Here is a 21,251-nt window from a genome sequence, read left to right on the forward strand (position 1 = left end):
TCGACAGAAATCTGCTACCATTCGCCATCTGATTTTTGCTAGTCTGTTAGCATTATCGCTTCGGCCAGGGGAGGGTAAATTTGACAAAGGGAAAAAAGTAACTTACAATCAAAGCCGACCTTGTTAAGTACAGACCACTTCCAGAATATTGGTGCAATTACATCGACCCTTACCTGGCTAGACAGGAGAAGCCTCGTGCTTTTCTAGGAAAAGGAGTGTGGGAAATGGAGTTACGCGCGATATGGGAAAAGTATAAGCATTCGGGGCTTGTCGTTTTCGGCATCCTTGCTCTTGTGCTCGTTCCCATGGTTGGCTATTTCTCTGCCCAGGCTACCCAGCCAAAACAGGTCACTTTTTCGTTGGACGGAGAAAGCCAGACGGTAGCTACCAAAGCTAGTACCGTACAGCAGTTCTTGACCGAGCGAAACATTACGGTAACGGAAAAGGATTCCCTTCAACCAACACCTGAGACGAAGCTATCAGACGGAGCATTGATCACTTTACATACAGCCTGGTCCATTCCGGTCCAGGTTGACGGGCAGACTAAAACGATACAGACACTTAGTCGGGATGTTGCTGGCGTGTTGAAGGACAGCGGCATTGCGCTGGGTGAAAAGGACCGGGTAGAGCCGGCCCTGACCGCCTCGCTGACGAAGGACGCTTCGATTACAATTAAGCGCGTAGTCGAGCAGACAGTCAAAGTCGAGGAACGGGTTGCTTTTCAGGAAATACGCAAGAACGATCCGGCATTAACCAAGGGTAAATCCCGTGTACTGCAAAACGGGCAAGAGGGTAAGGCAATTGCACACTACAAGCTGGTCATGGAAGACGGAAAGGAGGTCTCCCGTGAACTGGTGACAAGAGATGTGCTTGTGCCAAAGAAGGACCAAGTGGTGGCCGTCGGAACAGCAGCTCCTTCGCTGCAAAACAACGATCCATCGCAAAGGGTCTTGGTCGCTTCAGCGGGAATGATCTCGCGTGGTGGGAAAGTATTCAGGCCGAAAAAAGTGCTGAACGGGGTTACTTTGACTGCCTATTCTCCTTCAGGGGGAGGCAAGCATCCTAGCTCGCCAGGCTATGGACGTACGGCGACAGGCGTCAAAGCAAAGGCAGGCCACACGATCGCAGTAGACCCAAAAGTCATTCCATATGGCTGGTGGGTGTATATTGAGGGCGTAGGGTATCGCCGGGCAGAAGACACAGGCGGCGCCATGCGCGGCGGAAAAATTGACGTGTTTGTGAGCACAGAGCCAGAAGCCGTTCAATTTGGTCGCAAGCGCAACAAAACCGTCTATATAATCGGGCCGCAGAAACCATAGGACAGGAGCAGACCGCTCCTGTCTTTGTCTTTGGCGTTTTGCGAATAGACATGATAAGCTGTTTGATAGTTAGACGGTTTCAGGCGAGGATTCGTTTCGGCATTTCCAGGCTTTTTGCCTGATTTTTTTGGAACACTACTAGCAAAAGCGACATTGTACGAAAGTAGGAGTACATCATGAAAATAAAAGAGGTCATCGTCGTGGAGGGGAGAGACGACACCGCTGCCATCAAGCGTGCAGTGAACGCTGACACGATTGAAACGGGTGGTTCCGCCATCCATGCCAGAACGATAGAAAAAATCCGGCTGGCGCAGCAGAAGCGCGGCGTCATTATTTTTACAGACCCCGATTACCAGGGGGAGCGCATTCGCAAGATCATCAGTCGTTCCGTACCGGGCTGCAAGCACGCCTTCATTACGCAGGAGGACGGTATGAAAAAAGGCGACATCGGGGTGGAGAACGCCACGCCGGAAGTGATTGTTCGCGCGCTGTCGGAAGTCCGGACAGAGATGGCGGAAACAGCCGGAGAGATTACCTCCGATGATTTGCTGGAAAATGGACTCACGTCGGGAAGCGATGCCAAGGAGCGGAGAATCAAGCTTGGGGAAGCTTTGGGGATCGGTTACGCCAACGCCAAGCAAATGCTGCAACGGCTGAATGCTTTTCAAATCACTCGCGCGGAATTTAAAGCGGCTGTAGAAGCCATCGATAAAGAGAGGGAGTAAGCAATGACGCAAGCAGCAGGCAAGGATATTGCCACACCTACGCGAACAAAAGAAATCCTGGAGAAGTACGGCTTCTCCTTCAAGAAGAGTTTGGGCCAAAATTTCCTCGTAGACACCAACATTTTGCACAATATCGTGGACGAAGCTGACCTGACGAAGGAAAAAGGCGCGATTGAAATCGGCCCGGGGATTGGCGCTTTGACCGAACAATTGGGACGAGCAGCTGGGAAGGTCATGGCGATTGAAATTGACCAGCGGCTTTTGCCCATTTTGCAGGACACGCTGTCGCCCTACGACAATATCGAGGTCGTGCATGGCGACGTGCTGGAGCTTGATTTGCGTTCCCTCATTACAGAGAAGCTGGCTGGGGTCGAGAAGCTGAGCGTCGTAGCCAATCTGCCTTACTATGTGACGACGCCGATTTTGATGAAGCTGCTGGAAGAGAGACTGCCTCTGGAGAACATCGTGGTCATGATTCAAAAAGAAGTGGCTGAGAGAATTGCTGCCAAGCCAGGCACGAAAGACTACGGCTCTCTTTCTGTCGCGGCGCAGTTTTATGCGGAAACAGAAGTCGCGATGATCGTTCCAGCCAGCGTGTTTATTCCTCGTCCTAACGTCGATTCTGCCGTCATCAGGCTCAAAGTCAGGGATCGTCCGCCAGTTGAAGTGGACGACCAGGATGTGTTTTTCCGGGTGGTGCGCTGCTCGTTCGCCCAACGGCGCAAAACTTTGTTGAACAACCTGATGAACGGTCTGTTTCTAAAAACACAGAAGGATGAAGTAATACAGATGCTTTCTGACATCGGGATTGAACCGACCCGCCGCGGCGAAACCCTCAGTATCGAGGAGTTCGCCCGCCTAGCCAACGAAGGCTTGCGGCGCGGCCTTATTGGGCAATAAGACAAACTTTTACCCTCGTTTTTGGACGGAAAAAGCCAAAGACGGGGGTTTTTTGTCGATGAATGCAAGAAAAATGCGGGAAATAAAGGCCGGGCTATTATCGGCAAGCCTTGCTACAGCAAGGTTTTTGCGCATTGTGGACATACTGTTGGAGAGCAGGTGACAAATATCTGCTAATTTGCTGAAAAAAACCCCGTTGACAAAATATCTACAGGGTTGCTATAATTTTTTATTTCTTTGACAAAATATAATTGAGCTGTTATAATAGATGTAAGCGAGGTGGATGGAACAATGGCAAGAAACGCGTTACTTGACATTAAACGCAGTTTAGACGGGCACATTGGTGAACGCATCCTTCTGAAGGCCAATGGAGGTCGCCGTAAAACCGTCGAACGAAGTGGCATCCTCGAAGAAACATACCCATCTGTGTTTGTGGTAAAGCTTGACGACGATCAACTCTTTGAGCGGGTCTCCTACAGCTATGCCGACATCTTGACGGAAACAGTAGAGTTGACGGTGTGCCGCGATAACGAGCACATCCGCATCACATTTGTACAACAGTAGAGCCCTTCTGGGTTCTACTGTTTTATTTTTGCTATCAAAAGGTTGTAAATATTTGGGCGCGAAGATGAAAAAGCTGGACTTGGAGCACACTATACCTGTCAACGGGAAGGGAGGATGCTATGGGTCGCAGACGAGGAATGATGTCAGAGCAGTTCAAGATGGAACTCGCCAAGGAGCTTGGCTTTTACGATACGGTAAAGGCGGAGGGCTGGGGAGGCATCACGACGCGTGACGCGGGAAACATGGTGAAGCGAGCTGTACAGCTTGCCGAGGAAGCACTGGCTGCCAGACGGTCATAAGCGCTGGCAGGACGCGAGCGGACACATCCCATCTCAGGAATACAATCATACAAACTCGTTGACAAGGCCGGGACCTCCCGGCTTTTTTCATGCCGAAAAACACTGCTGAATTTTCGAAATAACCGCAATGATCTCGATCCTATTCTTTTTGGGGTATCAACTGGCAGGGGAGAGATTGGCTATGCTACAATAAGAGACTAGGAAATTTAGTATAGTAGGCAGAGGTGAACAACGTGCGTATCTCGGTCAAAGCTCCGGCCAAAATCAATCTGACTCTCGATGTGCTTGCCAAACGGCCGGACGGTTATCACGAAGTGGAAATGGTGATGACTACCGTCGACTTGGCAGATCGTGTAGACTTGACTCTGCGCGAAGATGGTGAGATTACGCTGGACTGCTCTGCCAGCTTCGTACCGGATGATATCCGCAATCATGCTTATAAAGCGGCAGTGCTCTTAAAAGAACGCTATCAGGTGCGCCAGGGCGTACGGTTGTATATAGACAAACAAATCCCGGTTGCGGCCGGACTTGCTGGCGGCAGCAGTGATGCCGCAGCGACGTTGCGCGGTTTGAACCAGCTGTGGAATCTCGGATTGAGCTTGGATGAACTGGCGGAGATTGGCGCAGAAATCGGTTCTGACGTCCCTTTTTGCGTCTATGGCGGAACTGCGCTGGCAAAAGGGCGCGGGGAGCAAATCACGCATTTGGGAACGCCGGCTCCTTGCTGGGTGATTTTGGCCAAGCCGCCGATCGGTGTGTCCACTCCTGATGTGTACGGGAACTTGCGTGTCGACAAAATCGACAATCATCCTGACACCAGGCAGATGCTTCAAGCTATCTCAGAGCAAGACTTTTCATTAATGTGCCAGTCGCTCGGAAATGTGTTGGAAAACGTCACGCTCTCCCTTTATCCGCAAGTGCGGCAAATCAAGGAGCTGATGATCGCGTCCGGAGCGGACGGTGTCTTGATGTCCGGCAGCGGTCCTACGGTGTTTGCCCTCGTGCAAAAGGAAGCGAAAGTACATAGGATTTACAATGCACTCAGAGGTTTTGTCAAAGATGTGTTTGTTGTCCGAATGTTAGGCTCCCAAGATGGGGAAATACTTGCATGAACACGTATAAAAATGATACATTAGCAGCATAATATTCGGTTTTGGAGGAAGAGCCATGAAGAAATTGCGCAGAAGTGCGCGTCTGGTTGACATGACGCAGCACTTGCTTGCCCATCCCCATACGCTGACTCCTCTCACTCTGTTTGCGGAACAATACGGCGCAGCGAAATCATCCATCAGTGAAGACTTGTCGATCATCAAGGAAGCGTTTGAGGTCCAGGGTGTAGGGCAGCTCAAGACGGTGGCGGGTGCGGCAGGCGGAGTGAAGTATATTCCCCAGGTAAAAACGGAAGAGGCCCTTCACTTCATGCGCGAACTGATCGAGCAATTGGCCAATCCGGAAAGACTTTTGCCAGGTGGATACCTGTACATGTCCGACATTCTCGGCAACCCGGCGACTATGGCGAAGATCGGCAAGCTTTTTGCCACTGCTTACGCTGACAAAAACGTCGATGTGGTCATGACAGTGGAGACAAAAGGAATCCCTCTCGCATACGCGACAGCCATGTTTTTGAATGTGCCTGTCGTCATTGTGCGTCGCGACAACAAGGTGACGGAAGGTTCTGTGGTAAGCATCAATTACGTATCCGGTTCCAGTAAGCGGATTCAGACGATGTCTCTCGCTCGCCGCGGCTTGGCCGAGCAGTCCCGCGTCCTGATCGTGGACGACTTCATGAAGGCTGGCGGCACGCTGCGCGGCATGATCGATCTGCTTCAAGAGTTCCGCGCGACTGTTGTTGGTTGCGGCGTGCTGGTCGAAACGACAGCAGATGTGTCCGAGCGATTGGTTGATGAGTATGTGTCTCTTGCCAAACTGCAAGATGTCGACTTCAAGGGCAAGCAGATTGAAATTGAGCTAGGCAGTTTTTTTGAAAATAGAGAGGAGTAGATCAAAATGGCAATCTCTTTTGTTTCAACTGACAAGGCTCCAGCAGCTATCGGCCCGTACAGCCAGGCTGCAAAAGTAGGTCCGTTTCTGTTTGCATCCGGCCAAATCGCGCTGCGTGCGGACGGCACGCTGGTAGAAGGCGACGTTGTGGAGCAAACCCATCAGGTGTTCTCCAACATCCAGGCTGTTCTGGCAGAAGCAGGAGGAAACCTCTCGCATGTAGTGAAGGCGACCGTATTCATCAAGGACATGAATGACTTTGCGCAATTGAACGAAGTGTATGGCCAATATTTTGGCGATCACAAGCCTGCTCGCTCTACCGTTGAAGTGGCACGCCTGCCGCGCGATGTAAAAGTAGAGATCGAGATCGTTGCCTATATCGAAGCGTAAGAATAGAATAATTGGAAATTCGACACAGCCTGATGCTCGGTGCGTTAGGCTGTTTTTGCGTTGTTTATAACATGGATAGTAAAAATGTGCCGTGTAAAGAGTTGATGTTATGAACATATTTATATATTTTTTTAAAAATTGCATAACATCAGCAGGAATATTTACCCAGAGGGTGGAAATACTCCTAAACGCGTTTCATAGATAAAGGGAGTGAACTAGATGGAAGTTACAGACGTAAGACTGCGCCGAGTGAATACGGATGGTAGGATGAAAGCGATTGCATCCATTACAATTGACCATGAATTTGTGGTTCATGATATCCGTGTCATTGACGGAAACAACGGCATGTTCGTTGCAATGCCGAGCAAGCGCACACCAGACGGAGAATTTCGCGATATCGCCCATCCGATTTCTTCGACTACCCGTGAAAAGATCCAAGCTGCTGTTTTGACCGAGTATGAACGCGTAGGTCAAGAAGAAGAAAGCACGATCGAAGCGGGTGCGTAAAATAGCACCCAATACAAAAGCACCCTGTCATTTCTGGCAGGGTGCTTCGGCGTCTGATTACCCGTAACATTTGGATAATTTTCTTGTAATTTCCTGTTGATCCATTCCTTCCCCGATAAAAACAGCGACCAGTTTCGGTCCGAAGTTCTCGAATGGAAAGAACAGCACTTGATTGTCCGTGTGCTGGAACGAAATCAGTTCTTTTTTTCCATGAAAGAGCACATACCCCTTTGCCCGATACACGTTTTTGGGCAGATCATACAAAAAATCCTCGAATTTTTTCTCGTCTACCGGCCCATTAAAAGTGTAGGAAAACGTATCGATGCTGTTGTAAAGCGAAGGTGTGCTCGTTTTCAGGCCGAGCGATTGTTTCAGCCTGTCCATCGTGGACATGCGGCCGATCGTTGTTTGGACGGGAGCAGGGGAGGCAGAATCGGGTTCTCTCACATGCTCGACTCGTTTCACAGCCTGAAGCCGGGAGAGATCGATGTTCGCCTGCACCGCTTGGTGAATCGGCGCTTTCGGGTTTAGCTCCGCGAGCTTCTGCTTGACGCGCTCCACCAGTTCGGCGCTCGCCATATCTGTTTTGTTGAGCAGGATGAGGTCGGCGTATTTGACCTGATTGCGGATGGTCTTCACGAGAGCCGCTGTGGAGGCGAAGCGCGAATTGAGATCCAAAAAGCGGGAAGCATCCACGACGCTGATCGTCCCTTTCAGCTCGATGCGATCGTAAAGCTCGGGATGGGTAAGCGTATCGATGACATCGATCGGGTCGGCGACTCCTGTTGTTTCTATCAAAATGCGATCGGGTTGCAGGGAGTTCAAAATATCCCGCAAGCCTTCTGTCAGTTCCCCTTTGATCGAGCAGCAAATGCAACCGTCCAGCAGCTTTTTTACGGGGAAGCCAAAGCCTTGCAGCTGTTCGCCGTCAATATCTTCCTCGCCCATTTCATTCATCAGGACGACTACGTTTTCGTTCTGGACGCGTAGATGAGTCAGCCATTTTTGCAATAAGGTCGTTTTTCCGCTGCCCAAGTATCCGGTCAGCAAGTAGACATTCGCTGGCATTCCTTCCTGCCTCCTTTATATAACCTCTTTCGCCCATCAATATATCACTTTTTGTCAGATTATTAAATGTTGTCTGTTAGATGAACAACTTTCAGGCAATGTCAGGGAAACGGCGATAATCCTGCATCGATTGTCTTGAAATCCACATATGATTAAGATATAGTCATTGTGGAACTTCTACGATGGAGGGTTGACATGTCTAAGATCCATGCCGTGGTTCTGGCCGCTGGTCAGGGTACGCGGATGAAATCGAAGCTGTACAAGGTTCTGCATCCTGTATGTGGGAAACCAATGGTTCAGCATGTTGTGGATACGATGGTTTCTATGCAGGTTGAGGACATCGTTGTCGTCGTAGGTCATGGTGCTGACGTGGTCCGCGCCAAACTAGGCGAGGGCGTTACTTACGCACTGCAAGAAGAACAATTGGGAACGGCGCATGCCGTTTCGCAGGCAGCGCCGTTTTTACAGGATAAAGAAGGCACTACGTTTCTTTTGTACGGAGACGTTCCCCTCTTGTCTGAACAGACGTTGTCCGCCTTGCTGACCTATCACGAAGAGCAGCAAGCGGCTGCAACTGTATTGACCGCCGTGCTCCCCGATCCGACAGGCTACGGGCGCATCGTGCGCAACGAGGCGGGCGAAGTATTGCGAATCGTGGAACATAAGGACGCCACAGAAGCGGAACGGGCGGTCCAGGAAATTAACACGGGCATATACTGTTATGACAATCGCAAATTATGGAAAGCCTTGGCGGAAGTGAAAAATGACAACGCGCAAGGCGAATACTATGTAACAGACGTTGTCGGCATTTTGCGGGAAGCGGGCGAAAAGGTAGTGGCGTACGAAGCGGTTGACCCTGAGGAAACGATGGGCGTCAATGATCGTGTGCAGCTGTCTGAAGCGGAAGCGTATATGCGGAAGCGGATTGCCAACGGTCATATGCGCAATGGTGTTACCATCATTGATCCGGCTTCTACGTATATCGAGGCAGATGTCGTCATCGGGGCCGATACGGTTATCCAACCGGGTACATTTTTGCGCGGACGGACAACCATTGGCACGGATTGCGTCATTGGGCCACAGGCTGACTTGACAGATGTGCAGGTTGGTTCCGGCGTCACCATTTCCTATTCGGTCATGGTAGAGTCAAGCGTGGAAGCAGAGTCGGCAGTCGGGCCATTCGCCTACATTCGTCCAGGCTCGCAAATTGGCCGCAAAGCGAAGATCGGTGATTTCGTCGAATTGAAAAATACAAAGATCGGCGACGGAAGCAAAGTACCTCACCTCAGCTATGTAGGTGACGCGGAAATTGGCGATGGCGTGAACATCGGCTGTGGTACGATAACCGTCAATTACGACGGGGCAGTCAAGCATAAGACAATCGTCCAGGACGGAGCGTTCATCGGTTGCAACAGCAATCTGGTGGCTCCCGTTACCGTTGGACAAAATGCGTATGTAGCAGCAGGATCGACCATCACTCAGGATGTGCCTGACAATGCGCTTGCGATCGCACGTGAGCGTCAAGTGAATAAACCAGATTACGCTAACAAAATGCCTCGCAAGGGCAAAAAGCAATCATAACGGGAGGTTCTAAGAGAAGATCATGGCTAATTACCGCGACCCCAAACTGAAGGTATTTACGTGCAACGCAAACCCTGAATTGGCAAAAGAAATCGCTGAACACATTGGTGTACCGCTCGGAAATGCACAAGCTGTGCGCTTTAGTGACGGCGAATGCCAAATTAAATTGAATGAAAGCGTTCGCGGTTGTGACGTATTTGTTATTCAGCCAACGTCTGCTCCCGTTAATGAGCATTTGATGGAGCTTTTGGTAATGGTCGATGCACTGAAACGCGCATCTGCAAAAAGCATCAACGTTGTTATTCCTTACTACGGATATGCCAGACAAGATCGCAAGGCGCGCGCACGTGATCCGATCACAGCAAAACTGGTTGCCAACCTGATTGAAACCGCAGGAGCGCAACGTGTAATTACCATGGATCTGCACGCAACACAAATCCAGGGATTCTTCGACATTCCTGTGGACCATCTGCTCGGTGTGCCGATTTTGGGCAAACACTTCTCCGAAAAAGGCTTGAAGGACATCGTAGTCGTATCGCCTGACCATGGCGGCGTAACTCGTGCCCGCAAGCTGGCTGAGCGTCTGGAAGCGCCAATCGCCATTATCGACAAGCGCCGCCCAGAGCCAAACGTAGCGGAAGTCATGAACATCGTCGGTAATATCGAAGGCAAGACTGCCATCATTATTGACGATATCATTGATACAGCGGGAACAATCACCCTGGCTGCCAATGCATTGGTAGAAGCTGGTGCCCGCGAAGTTTACGCATGCTGCACACACCCTGTTCTGTCCGGTCCAGCAATCGAGCGTATCGCCAACTCGAAGATCAAAGAGTTGATCGTAACCAATTCGATCCCGCTGACCCAAGAGCAAATTATCGACAAAATCACCGTTCTGTCCGTAGCGCCGATCATTGGCGAAGCGATCATTCGCGTACACGAAGAACTGTCTGTCAGCAAGCTGTTCGATTAAGGCAAGCATCCCCTTTTAGGGGATTGAAATAAACCTCCTTTGGACAAGCTAGTGAGGAAACTTTTACTAGCTAGGGTCCGAGGAGGTTTTTTTGTGGAAGCGATAAAGGCTCAAGTGCGCAACCAAACAACAGGCAATTCCGTAAAGGTGCTGCGGCGTGAAGGCTGGGTGCCTGGTGTCGTGTACGGAAGCGATGTAAGCAGTCAGTCGATTCAAATCAATGGACGGGAGCTGGATGCGGCCTTGCGTCACCAGACGACAAACAAGCCGTTCCGGTTGGATGTGGATGGAACTACCCATGATGTGATGGTAAACGAATTGCAACGCCATCCTTTGCAGGGCAACATTTTGCATGCCGATTTCAAGAAAATCAATATGAACGAAAAAATGCAGACGTCGGTACCTGTCCTCATGACGGGAGATCCTGAATTGGGAGTAGCGACGCTTGTGCGCCATAACGTAGAGGTCAACTGCTTGCCAAGCAATATTCCGGGATCGTTCCTGGTGAACGTGGACGGCTTCCAGATTGGAGACGTTGTTTTGGCAGCCGACCTGGAAGTTCCGGCGGGAGTAGAGCTGCTGGTTGACCCTACAGAAGTGCTGATCAGTGTCCTGCCAGTGAAGGCCAAGTCGGAAGAGTCGATCGAAGCGGAGCAAGAGGCGGAAGCCGTAGCAGAGAAGGCTGCGGCTGAATAAGAAAAAAGTCGAATGATGGAAAGAAGGGGCCGAGTTGATGACTGCGGGCCCTTTTTCTTTTGTTACCGATGTCATTCTAGTACAATGGGGAGAGAGTAGGAGGGAATGAACGTGAAAGTAATCATTGGATTGGGCAATCCAGGTAAAAAATATGAAGACACCAGACATAATGCCGGATTCATGGCCATAGATAAGATTAGCGACAAATGGGGCATTCCCGTTACGCAAAACAAGTTTCGCGCTCTTGTCGGCGAAGGCCGGGTGGAAGGCGAAAAGGTGCTGCTTGTCAAACCGCAGACGTACATGAATCTGTCCGGTGAGTCAGTCGCAGAAATCTTGAAATTTTACAAGCTGATTCCGGATGATCTGGTTGTCATTTTTGACGATCTCGACTTGCCGACCGGACAGCTTCGTCTGCGTGAAAAAGGCAGTGCTGGTGGCCACAACGGCATCAAGTCGATGATTCAACATTTGGGAACCCAGGAATTTAAACGCATCAAGGTCGGGATCAGCCGTCCAGAGCCAGGGCGCAGTGTGAGCGACTACGTGTTGCAATCGTTCCCTGCTGCGGAGAGAACGCTGATTCAGGAAGCTGTGGAGCATGCTGCTGATGCAGCGGCGATGTGGACGAGAGAGCCTTTTATTAAAGTGATGAACCAGTTTAACAGCCTGCAAAAATAAGCGGCAGTACACAGGAGTCAGGCTTGCCGCTAGTATGATTTTCCACCCAACCGACCATACTAAGCGATATGAAAGGTATGGGGGTGGCATATGCATGAGCATTCGCTATACGTGTCGTTGCTGCGGCATGAAAATCGCGGAATTTGACGAATCGCAAGTGACAGAAGCGCAGCTCGGGTTTGATTCCTTGACCCCGGAGGAGCGTGCTCTTATAATATCGAGAGAACAAAGTGGAGATACGGTCGTCAGCATCACGTGCGACTACTGCCGTGAAGCGCTGATTCAGCATCCAGAGCTTTCGCTAGTTGGAAACCCACTTCAATAAATAAGTGGATACTCGTTAGGAAGGCTTGCACTGACAAGGCCTTAGCTTGGGGAGCTAAGGCTTCTTTTCGCATGGTCGACCCGCGGGCAAATCGCTTGACCAGTCATGCTCTGGCTGTAGATGACAGAAGAATTAGAGAGGGGATTAGTGAATGCAAGTCATCATTAACCCGATGAAACAAGACTCGAACGTCGGGACAATTGTGGCTGGTTTGGAGAAAGGTCTGCATGAGCAGCTTGTCTCCGGTCTAGCAGGCTCAGCCCGACAGACACTGATGGCGGCACTGAAACAGATGACCGGGCGCCCGGTTTGTGTCGTCACGCATAACATGTACCAAGCACAAAAAGTATACGAGGATCTTATTGAGCTGGTTCCTTCTGATCAAGTGCTGCTTTATCCGGGAAACGAGCTGATTGGCTCTGAGCTTGCCATCGCCAGTCCCGAGATGCTGGCGCAGCGCATTCATGTATTCAACCGTCTGGCCCAAGGCTTTACGGGTTTTTTGGTTGCGCCATTCGCCGGATTGCGCCGCCTGGTTGTGCCTCCCGAAGTGTGGAAAGAGGCGCAGATTACGCTGTCTGTCGGTGACGAGCTGGATATCGAATCGTTTTTGTCCCGCTGTATCGAGCTTGGTTACGAGCGCGTCGATATGGTCGAGCGAAAAGGCGAACTGAGCGTTCGCGGCGGAATTATCGACCTGTACCCGATTGATTCCGAGTGGCCTGTGCGCATCGAGCTGTTCGATGTGGAGATTGACTCGATCCGTACGTTCGACATGCTTTCCCAGCGCTCGCTTGAATCGGTGCAAACCTACATTTTGGGCCCGGCAAAAGAAATGATCGCCTCTACGCCTTTGCTGATGGAAGCGGCTGTTCGCTTAGAGCAGAAGCTCGGTGAAACCGTTGCCAAGCTGAAAGATGGCGCCGCCAAGGAAAAAGTGGTCGAGCGGATTGGTTCGGATGTCGAGCGTATGAAACAAGGGCAGCGTTTTGCTCAGCTGTACTCGTACGTTTCCGTCATTTATCCGTCACAGGACACGCTGATCTCCTACATGCCGTCTGAAACCCTCTTGATCATGGATGAGCCTTCCCGCGTTTTGGATACGGCAGCACAGCTGCAAAAAGAAGAAGCAGAGTGGCTGACCGGACGAATCATTCAGGGCGAGTACATGGCTAACCTGAGCCTGTCCCGCACTTATGAAGACATCGTTTCCCACAAGAAGCGGCAGATTGTCCACCTGTCTTTGTTCCTCCGACAATCTCCCAAGACCCAGCCGCAAAACATCGTCAACCTGACCTGTCGCACTATGCAGAACTTCCACGGACAGATGAATGTGCTGAAAACAGAGCTGGCCCGCTGGAAAAAGTCTCAGGACCAGATCGTTTTTGTCGCGGCCGATCTGGAGCGTGCCAAACGTCTGGAGCGCGTCCTGCACGATTATGAGATGGAAGCAGATGTGTTGACCGAAGCGGTTGAGGTGGTGCCACCAGGGCGTCCTACGATCATCTTGGGGAACCTCCAGACAGGCTTCGAGCTGCCCCTGAACAAGCTGGTCGTTATTACGGAGGGCGAAGTATTTACCGCCAAGCAGCGTAAAGCGCGCAAAGTTCAGCAGACGATGAACAATGCGGAGCGGATCAAAAATTACTTGGAGCTAAAGCCCGGCGATTTTGTGGTGCACATCAATCACGGGATTGGGAAGTACCTTGGAATTGAAACCAAGGAAATACTCGGAATTCATAAAGATTACCTTCACATTCAATACGCAGCAGGCGACAGCCTGTTTGTGCCGATCGATCAAATCGACCATGTGCAAAAGTACGTGGCGAGCGAAGAAGCCCAGCCGAAAATCTACAGCTTGGGCGGAAGCGAATGGAAGCGGGTCAAAAACAAAGTTCAGTCTTCCGTCAAAGACATTGCCGAGGATTTGATCAAGCTGTACGCTGCGCGCGAAGCAGCGGTCGGTCACGCCTTTTCCTCAGATACAACCGAGCAGCGTGACTTTGAATCGATGTTTCCGTATCAGGAGACTCCCGACCAGTTGCGGGCAATCGCTGAGGTCAAAAGCGATATGGAGCGCAGACGCCCGATGGATCGCCTCGTCTGCGGAGACGTGGGTTACGGAAAAACAGAAGTGGCGATTCGCGCAGCGTTCAAGGCTGTCATGGACGGCAAACAGGTGGCTGTTCTCGTTCCGACGACGATTTTGGCGCAGCAGCATTACGAGACGTTTCGTGAGCGTTTTGCCGACTACCCGATCCGGGTTGAGGTGTTGAGCCGTTTTCGCTCGCGCAAGGAACAAAACGCTACGTTAAAAGGACTGAAGGAAGGCACTGTCGATGTCGTCATCGGAACGCATCGTTTGCTGTCCAAAGACTTGACGTTTCGCGAACTCGGACTGCTCATCGTCGACGAGGAGCAGCGTTTCGGTGTGAGTCACAAAGAAAAGCTGAAGCAAATCAAGACAAATGTCGATGTTATCACGTTGACCGCGACGCCAATCCCGCGGACGCTGCACATGTCGATGCTGGGTGTGCGTGACTTGTCTGTCATCGAGACACCGCCAGAAAACCGTTTCCCTGTGCAGACGTACGTAATGGAATACAGTCCTGCGCTGGTGAGAGAAGCGATTGAGCGCGAGATGGCGCGCGACGGCCAAGTATTTTTCCTCTACAATCAGGTGCAAGGCATTGAGCAGATGGCTGAACAAATATCCATGCTCGTGCCTGATGCACGGATCGCGGTAGCGCACGGCCAGATGAATGAGAGCGAGCTGGAAGGCGTCATCCTCGACTTTTTGGAAGGGAATTTTGACGTGTTGGTCAGCACGACGATCATTGAGACCGGGGTGGACATCCCGAACGTGAACACGCTGATCATCCACAATGCCGACAAAATGGGCCTGTCCCAGCTGTATCAGCTTCGCGGACGGGTTGGACGTTCGAACCGGATTGCTTATGCTTACTTCACATACCAACGGGACAAGGTGCTGACAGAAGTCGCAGAAAAACGGCTTCAGGCGATCAAGGAATTTACGGAACTCGGCTCCGGCTTCAAGATCGCCATGCGCGACTTGTCGATCCGGGGGGCTGGTAATTTGCTCGGTGCCGAGCAGCACGGGTTTATCAATACAGTCGGTTTCGACCTGTACAGCCAGATGCTCAAGGAAGCGATTGACGAGTTGAAGGGAGAGGTCAAGCAGGAAGCGGTTACGCCTGTGGAAATCAATCTCCAGCTCGATGCTTACATCCCGTCTATGTACATTACCGACAGCCGGCAAAAGATCGAGATGTACAAAAAGTTTGTGGCGGTATCCACGCTGGAGGATGTCGACGATCTGGCAGAGGAATTGTTGGACCGTTTCGGCCCTGTTCCGCAGCCGGTTGACAATCTCCTGACCATTTCCCGTTTGCGTGTCTATGCGCTGCAACACCACATCACCGAGATCAGTCAAAAAAATCCGGATGAAATCAAGCTCGTTCTCCATCCTAGCCAAAACAACAACATTGATGGCGGTGCTCTGTTTGCGCTTGCCAGCAACTGGAGCCGGAGGTTGGGGCTCTCAGGTGGACAACAGATCACGATTACTGTTAAAGTAAAGGGGTTAAGGGAAGACGAAGGTGTACAGCTGATCGAGAAGCTGCTTCGTCAATTTCACCAGGTGCGTAAAGACACCGGTACGGAGAGTCCTGTGTCCTAATGGGCAGAGGACTTGCCAGGAAGGGAGATTTCTATGAAACGTTCTGTAGCGATCTTGTCTTCTGCTGTTTTGGTCGTGGCGCTCATGACGGGCTGCGGCAAGGCAGAAGAAAATGCTCAGCAAAACCAAAATCCATCCAGTCAGACAGACGGTAATAAACAAGGAAACCAAGCGACTGATGCCAACGATCCTTTGACACAATTTCCTAAGCTGACTCTGCCATATACAGCAGATGCGAAGGCTGTGGTTGTTGAGTATCAGGGTGGAACGATTACAGGTCAGGAGTTCGAAGAGTTCCTGCGCGTAATCAACTTCATGAACCCGCAACAAGGCACGATGATCGAGGCTGCCGACAATCAAGCGCTGAAAGCTTTTGCACGCGAGTACACGGCAACGAAAATTTTGGCCAGTCGCTCAGACGATGCCATGAAAAAAGAAGCCAAGGACTTGGCGGATAAAACCTTTGAAAAAATCAAAGGTCAGTACATGGGCTTCCTGGGCAAGGATGAAGCCAAGTTCACAAAGCTGATGGAAGGCCAAGGGGTCACCAAAGAAATGGTAACCAACCAAATGGCGCTCATCAACGAATCGATTACCGTTCTGAAAAAGAACATCAGCGACAATACGCTGAAGCAAGAATTTGACAAAATGGATAAGGCATCGCGCACCGTTGCATCCGTACGCCACATCCTGATTTCGACAGAACAGCGCAAGCCTGAGGAAGCATTGAAAATCGCCAACGACCTCGAAGCGCGTCTGAAAAAAGGTGAGGACTTCGCCAAGCTGGCGAAGGAGTTTACCGATGACCCTGGAAGCAAGGAAAACGGCGGTCTGTACGCAGATGCTGACGTAAGCCAATGGGTGCCTGAGTTCAAGGACGCAGCGATTACACAAAAAGTGGGCGAAGTAGGCCCGCCAGTGAAAACAAGCTTTGGCTACCACATCATTAAAGTGGAAAACCGCAAAGAAAAAACCTTCGACGAAATGAAGGAGCAGCTTCGCGCAGGTGCGCTGGAGTCTGGCTATGACGCTTTTGGCAAAAACGAGCTGGACAAGCTGATCACGAAATACAACGTGCCTGCATCCAAAAACGAGGCCGCTCCAAAATAATAAGTCGTCTGATCAAAAACAGGGAATCCGTTTCCCTGTTTTTTCGTTTTCTCGCATATTCTTGAAGCGTGGGCAAATACTATTATCACTCGCTACCACCCGGGGGAGAGTAACAAAGCAATTGGTAAAAATTGATGCAAGCACCCATAGTTAAAATTAGAATTTGAGGAAAAAATACAAGTAACCAACCACCATTTATTCACTACCCACTTCTCAGGGAAAGCGAGGCAACATGACATGAAAGCAACTGGTATCGTTCGTCGAATTGACGACCTCGGTCGGGTCGTGATTCCTAAGGAGATTCGTCGTACACTGCGCATTCGTGAAGGCGACCCGCTTGAGATTTTTGTGGATCGTGACGGAGAAGTCATTCTCAAAAAGTATTCACCGATTGGAGAACTGGGTGATTTTGCAAAAGAATACGCTGACTCCCTGTACGAAAGCATGAATCATACGGTATTAATCTCAGACCGTGACAGTGTGATCGCTGTCGCTGGCGCATCGAAAAAAGAATATCTGGAAAAAGCGATTGGCAGCATTGTGGAGAAGTGTTTGGAGGAACGCAAGACACGACTGGAGAAAAACGCCGGTTCTTATGAAATTTGCCGCGACATGAGTGAAACGTACGGTTCCTTTGTCGTCGCTCCGATTGTAGCGGGAGGGGACCCGATCGGTTCTGTCATCCTGCTCAACAAAAATGAATCGACGAAGATGAGTGATTTGGAGATGAAGATGTCGGAAACAGCGGCCGGTTTCCTGGCAAAGCAAATGGAACAATAGCAAGAACAAAAACAGCCTCGGACAAAAGAGGCTGTTTTTTTGTCGTAAAAAAATCAGCTGATCCTGTTGCGTTCAGGGCTTGGCAGATTTTTTCTCGCCGATTTGCTTGTGGTATAATGGACGAAGTTTCTGGTTGGAGAGGAGAAATTTCACGCACATGGCTCAAGAAAAGGCATCTGTTCAATTTGTGAAAGGCGCCGCAATATTAGGGGTTGCCGGTCTTGTCTCCAAGCTGCTTGGCGCAGTATACCGCATTCCATACCAAAACATTGCCGGAGATATCGGCTTGTACGTATATATGCAAGTATACCCGCTGTATACCACGTTGTTGATCCTGGCGACGGCAGGCTTTCCTATCGCCATCTCCAAGATCGTCTCGGAGCGCGTCGCAATCGGCGATACGCTGGGAGCGCGAAGAGCGTTCCGTGTTGCCAGTATTGCGCTGGTCGTGCTCGGCTTGTTTTTCTTTATGCTGTTGTACACAGGAGCACCAGTCATTGCCCGGTTCATGGGGGATGAGCATTTGACGACTCCGCTGCGTGCTGTTGCCTGGTCCCTGCCGCTCGTGCCGATGGCAGCGATCTTGCGCGGGTATTTTCAAGGACATCAAAACATGATGCCAACAGGAGTATCACAAGTTATTGAGCAGTTGATTCGCGTTATTTTCATTTTGGTCGCCGCTTTCTGGGCGATGAACGTTTACCAGGATGCTTATCTTGCTGGTACCGGAGCGGTGTTTGCCGCATTTCCCGGCGGTATTGCCGCCATCCTCGTCTTGCTTTGGTACTGGAGAAGAGACAAGCAGGGCGCCCAACTGATTCCGGAAAGGACTCAGCAAGCAGGAGTGAGCGCCTGGACCAACCGTCAGGTGCTGCGCAGCCTGTTGATGTATGCGGTTCCGATTTGCATGGGGGCGCTTGTTTTGCCGCTCGTCCCGCTTGTTGATTCTGTTACCGTCGTGAACATGCTGCAAATCAGCGGGACCCCGGAAGATTTGGCCAAACTGGCAAAAGGGGCATTTGACCGCGGGCAACCGCTCATTCAGTTCGGTACATTTTTTGCCACCTCGCTGTCTTTGGCGCTTGTGCCTGCGATCAGCGAAGCAGTCGCCCAGCGTCAGCATCAAATGATTGCGAACCGTTCCGAAATCGCCATTCGCCTGACATTCTTGCTGGGACTCCCGGCATCGTTTGGGTTGGCCCTGCTTGCCGAGCCGATCAACGTCATGCTGTACGGCGATAAAAACGGAACCGAAGCGCTTGCGGTTCAATCCTTCACGATTATTTTTGCCACATTGAGCATTGCCAGCGCGGGCATTTTGCAAGGATTGGGGCGCGTCATGCGGCCTGCGCGCAACTTGTTTATCGGTGTGCTCGTCAAACTCATATTAAACCTTGCGCTCGTCCCTCTTTGGGGGATTTCCGGCGCGGCACTGTCTACGGTCATTGCCTATCTCGTAGCGATGGGGTTGAACGTGCTCGCTGTGAAAAAATATACAGGGGCGCAGATTGGATTGCGCCAAACAGTCAAAAAGCCGTTTTTGTCTGTCATCGTCATGTCAGTGGTTGTCCTGATTGTGGAATGGGGAGCAACGGCCTTGCTCGGGAAGGCAGGCATGTCTGAACGACTGTTCCAGACGCTGGTTGGACTGCTTGCCGTTGGTGCAGGGGCAGTAGTGTATGTGCTGGCGCTTTTGAAAACAGGCGGGCTTACGCGAAACGACATTCATTTCCTGCCAAAAGGAAAACGAATTGCTGCGCTGTTGACACGGTTCCAGCTTCTCCCCAAATAAAAGGCATGAGGTAGTCGAGTGGAGGCGAAACGATTGGATAAGAACAAAAATACGATTACGGTAGTGGGGCTGGGCGCAGGTGACCTCGATCAGCTTCCGTACGGGATTTATCGGACACTCAAACAGGCTGACCAGCTGTACTTAAGAACGAAAGAGCATCCGGTTGTCGCGCAGTTGGCAAGCGAAGGCGTCGCCCTGACCTCTTTTGACGAAGTGTACGAGCAGCACGACGGCTTCGCCGAGGTGTACGCGGACATCGTCGAACGGCTGTTGGGCAAAGTGCAGGAAGCAGGTCATATCGTGTACGCCGTTCCTGGTCATCCTTTGGTGGCGGAACGCACGGTTCAGTTGTTGCTTGAAGAAGGGCCGAATCGCGGCGTGCAGATTGAGATCGGCGGCGGGCAAAGCTTTATCGACCCCCTTTTCGCAAGACTGCACATCGACCCGATCGAGGGCTTTTCCTTGCTCGACGGGACGGCTCTCTCGGCGCATCAAGTGTCGCCAGGGCTGCACACGATTATCGCGCAAGTATACGATGCTTTCGTCGCATCGGATGTGAAGCTGACTTTGATGGAAGTGTTGCCGGATGATTACGTGGTAACGGTGGCTACAGCTGTCGGCGTAGCGGGCCAAGAGCGGATCGAGAGCGTTCCGCTGTACGAGCTGGACCGGGTCGAGCATTTCGGCAATTTGTCTTTGGTGTACGTGCCGCCAACTACAGACGACACCGTATCATACCGTCAGTTTTCTTATTTAAAAGAGATCGTCGCCATTTTGCGCAGTCCGGATGGCTGCCCGTGGGATCGCGAGCAGACGCATCAAAGCATTCGCAAAAATTTGATCGAAGAAACGTACGAGGTACTGGAAACGATTGATGACGAAGACCCGGATGCGATGTGCGAGGAGTTGGGTGATTTGTTGATGCAGATCATGCTGCATTCGCAAATCGCAGCGGAAGATGGATATTTTACCGTCGACGATGTGGTTGCGACTTTGAATGAGAAGCTGGTGCGCCGTCATCCGCACGTATTCGGAGAAAAGAGTGCCAATGATTCAGAGGAAGCGCTCGCGAACTGGCAAGAAATCAAGGCACAGGAAAAAGCGGCAAAAGGAATCGACGTGGCCGCCGCGTCCAAACTTTCCGGTATTCCGCGCGATCTGCCAGCACTGATGTACGCTTACAAGCTTCAGAAAAAAGCAGCGGAAGTCGGCTTCGACTGGGACGATATTGCAGATGTGTACAAAAAGGTAGAAGAGGAATACAACGAGCTGCGGGAAGCGTCCGCAGAAGAGCGCGCTGGCGAATTGGGCGATTTGCTCTTTGCCGTGGTCAATCTGGCTCGTTTCCTCAAAATTGATCCGGAAGAAGCGCTGGCACTGACAAACAACAAGTTCAAAAAGCGTTTTTCCTATATCGAAGGGAAGCTGCACGAAGCTGGCCGCACCTTTGAACAAACCGATTTGCAGGAAATGGACAAATGGTGGGAGGAAGCCAAACACCAGACAAAAGGGAGAGAGTAAGGATGAGACTGGATAAGTATTTGAAAGTATCCCGCCTGATCAAGCGCCGTACGCTGGCAAAAGAAGTGTGCGACAAAGCTCGGGTAGAAATCAACGATCGTCCGGCCAAAGCATCCAGCAACGTGAAAATTGGCGACAAGCTGGCGATCCGTTTCGGACAAAAGATCGTTTCCGTAAAAGTAGAAGACATCAAGGAAAATCCGCGCAAAGAAGAAGCAGCGTCGCTCTATACGGTCATTGGTGAAGTTCCCGTGCCACGTGACGAAAAAGAAGAGGACGCTTACTTGAAAGGGTAACGTGCCCAGGATTGCAACTTGGA

General features: G+C 51.0%; 21 protein-coding genes. 20 read left to right on the forward strand and 1 reads right to left on the reverse strand.

The window, feature by feature from the left end; translation table 11 throughout:
- Positions 1-224: 224 nt before the first annotated feature.
- From HP435_RS00690 to spoVG, 9 genes are all read left to right on the forward strand, one after another.
- A complete protein-coding gene (locus HP435_RS00690) occupies positions 225-1,319 on the forward strand; it encodes a resuscitation-promoting factor (protein WP_173599732.1) in 1,095 nt (364 codons plus the stop codon).
- 176 nt (positions 1,320-1,495) lie between these two features.
- On the forward strand, positions 1,496-2,044 hold the full coding sequence (gene rnmV, locus HP435_RS00695; RefSeq protein WP_063230317.1) for a ribonuclease M5: 549 nt from the start codon (positions 1,496-1,498) through the stop codon (positions 2,042-2,044).
- A 3-nt stretch (positions 2,045-2,047) separates the two neighbouring features.
- Entirely contained in the window at positions 2,048-2,944 is an 897-nt protein-coding gene (gene rsmA / locus HP435_RS00700; protein ID WP_063230318.1) for a 16S rRNA (adenine(1518)-N(6)/adenine(1519)-N(6))-dimethyltransferase RsmA, read from the forward strand.
- A gap of 291 nt (positions 2,945-3,235) precedes the next feature.
- A complete protein-coding gene (gene veg, locus HP435_RS00705) occupies positions 3,236-3,508 on the forward strand; it encodes a biofilm formation stimulator Veg (protein WP_122966031.1) in 273 nt (90 codons plus the stop codon).
- Positions 3,509-3,627: 119 nt separating this feature from the next.
- Positions 3,628-3,807 (forward strand): small, acid-soluble spore protein, alpha/beta type, encoded by a 180-nt coding sequence (locus HP435_RS00710; protein WP_063230319.1) that lies wholly within the window; start codon positions 3,628-3,630, stop codon positions 3,805-3,807.
- 233 nt (positions 3,808-4,040) lie between these two features.
- Positions 4,041-4,919 (forward strand): 4-(cytidine 5'-diphospho)-2-C-methyl-D-erythritol kinase, encoded by an 879-nt coding sequence (gene ispE, locus HP435_RS00715; RefSeq protein ID WP_063230320.1) that lies wholly within the window; start codon positions 4,041-4,043, stop codon positions 4,917-4,919.
- A gap of 55 nt (positions 4,920-4,974) precedes the next feature.
- Positions 4,975-5,808, forward strand: a complete 834-nt coding sequence (purR, locus tag HP435_RS00720; protein ID WP_173599733.1) for a pur operon repressor — start codon at positions 4,975-4,977, stop codon at positions 5,806-5,808.
- A 6-nt stretch (positions 5,809-5,814) separates the two neighbouring features.
- Positions 5,815-6,198 carry a RidA family protein gene (locus tag HP435_RS00725; protein WP_063230322.1) on the forward strand — a complete coding sequence of 128 codons (384 nt, stop codon included), beginning with the start codon at positions 5,815-5,817 and terminating at the stop codon, positions 6,196-6,198.
- Between the two features lie 219 nt (positions 6,199-6,417).
- Positions 6,418-6,705, forward strand: coding sequence for a septation regulator SpoVG (gene spoVG / locus HP435_RS00730; RefSeq protein ID WP_005828662.1), 288 nt, complete (start codon positions 6,418-6,420; stop codon positions 6,703-6,705).
- A gap of 57 nt (positions 6,706-6,762) precedes the next feature.
- Here the strand turns inward: spoVG and HP435_RS00735 are convergent, their stop codons facing one another.
- On the reverse strand, positions 6,763-7,773 hold the full coding sequence (locus HP435_RS00735) for a CobW family GTP-binding protein (protein WP_173599734.1): 1,011 nt from the start codon (positions 7,771-7,773) through the stop codon (positions 6,763-6,765).
- Positions 7,774-7,968: 195 nt separating this feature from the next.
- Between HP435_RS00735 and glmU the strand changes: the two genes are divergently transcribed.
- The 11 genes from glmU to HP435_RS00790 all read left to right on the forward strand — a co-directional run bounded on the left by glmU (position 7,969) and on the right by HP435_RS00790 (position 21,228).
- On the forward strand, positions 7,969-9,354 hold the full coding sequence (glmU, locus tag HP435_RS00740; protein WP_122966028.1) for a bifunctional UDP-N-acetylglucosamine diphosphorylase/glucosamine-1-phosphate N-acetyltransferase GlmU: 1,386 nt from the start codon (positions 7,969-7,971) through the stop codon (positions 9,352-9,354).
- Between the two features lie 22 nt (positions 9,355-9,376).
- The gene (locus HP435_RS00745) at positions 9,377-10,327 is read left to right on the forward strand and encodes a ribose-phosphate diphosphokinase (protein WP_063230325.1); all 951 of its coding nucleotides are present in this window, start codon (positions 9,377-9,379) and stop codon (positions 10,325-10,327) included.
- Between the two features lie 93 nt (positions 10,328-10,420).
- On the forward strand, positions 10,421-11,023 hold the full coding sequence (locus tag HP435_RS00750; protein WP_063230326.1) for a 50S ribosomal protein L25: 603 nt from the start codon (positions 10,421-10,423) through the stop codon (positions 11,021-11,023).
- A gap of 111 nt (positions 11,024-11,134) precedes the next feature.
- Entirely contained in the window at positions 11,135-11,704 is a 570-nt protein-coding gene (gene pth / locus HP435_RS00755; RefSeq protein ID WP_063230327.1) for an aminoacyl-tRNA hydrolase, read from the forward strand.
- Between the two features lie 94 nt (positions 11,705-11,798).
- Complete coding sequence (locus HP435_RS00760) at positions 11,799-12,029, forward strand: anti-sigma-F factor Fin (protein ID WP_007726431.1); 231 nt, start codon at positions 11,799-11,801, stop codon at positions 12,027-12,029.
- A 151-nt stretch (positions 12,030-12,180) separates the two neighbouring features.
- Positions 12,181-15,729: a transcription-repair coupling factor gene (mfd, locus tag HP435_RS00765; RefSeq protein ID WP_122966027.1), complete on the forward strand. Its 3,549-nt coding sequence runs from the start codon at positions 12,181-12,183 to the stop codon at positions 15,727-15,729.
- 33 nt (positions 15,730-15,762) lie between these two features.
- On the forward strand, positions 15,763-16,839 hold the full coding sequence (locus HP435_RS00770; RefSeq protein WP_122966026.1) for a peptidylprolyl isomerase: 1,077 nt from the start codon (positions 15,763-15,765) through the stop codon (positions 16,837-16,839).
- A gap of 237 nt (positions 16,840-17,076) precedes the next feature.
- The gene (gene spoVT, locus HP435_RS00775; RefSeq protein WP_092274966.1) at positions 17,077-17,619 is read left to right on the forward strand and encodes a stage V sporulation protein T; all 543 of its coding nucleotides are present in this window, start codon (positions 17,077-17,079) and stop codon (positions 17,617-17,619) included.
- Between the two features lie 157 nt (positions 17,620-17,776).
- Positions 17,777-19,411, forward strand: coding sequence for a putative polysaccharide biosynthesis protein (locus HP435_RS00780; RefSeq protein WP_122966025.1), 1,635 nt, complete (start codon positions 17,777-17,779; stop codon positions 19,409-19,411).
- 33 nt (positions 19,412-19,444) lie between these two features.
- Entirely contained in the window at positions 19,445-20,932 is a 1,488-nt protein-coding gene (gene mazG, locus HP435_RS00785; RefSeq protein ID WP_122966024.1) for a bifunctional methyltransferase/pyrophosphohydrolase YabN, read from the forward strand.
- 2 nt (positions 20,933-20,934) lie between these two features.
- Complete coding sequence (locus HP435_RS00790; protein ID WP_063230333.1) at positions 20,935-21,228, forward strand: RNA-binding S4 domain-containing protein; 294 nt, start codon at positions 20,935-20,937, stop codon at positions 21,226-21,228.
- Positions 21,229-21,251: the final 23 nt, after the last annotated feature.

Source organism: Brevibacillus sp. HD3.3A, from assembly GCF_013284375.2.
GTDB classification, from domain to species: domain Bacteria; phylum Bacillota; class Bacilli; order Brevibacillales; family Brevibacillaceae; genus Brevibacillus; species Brevibacillus parabrevis.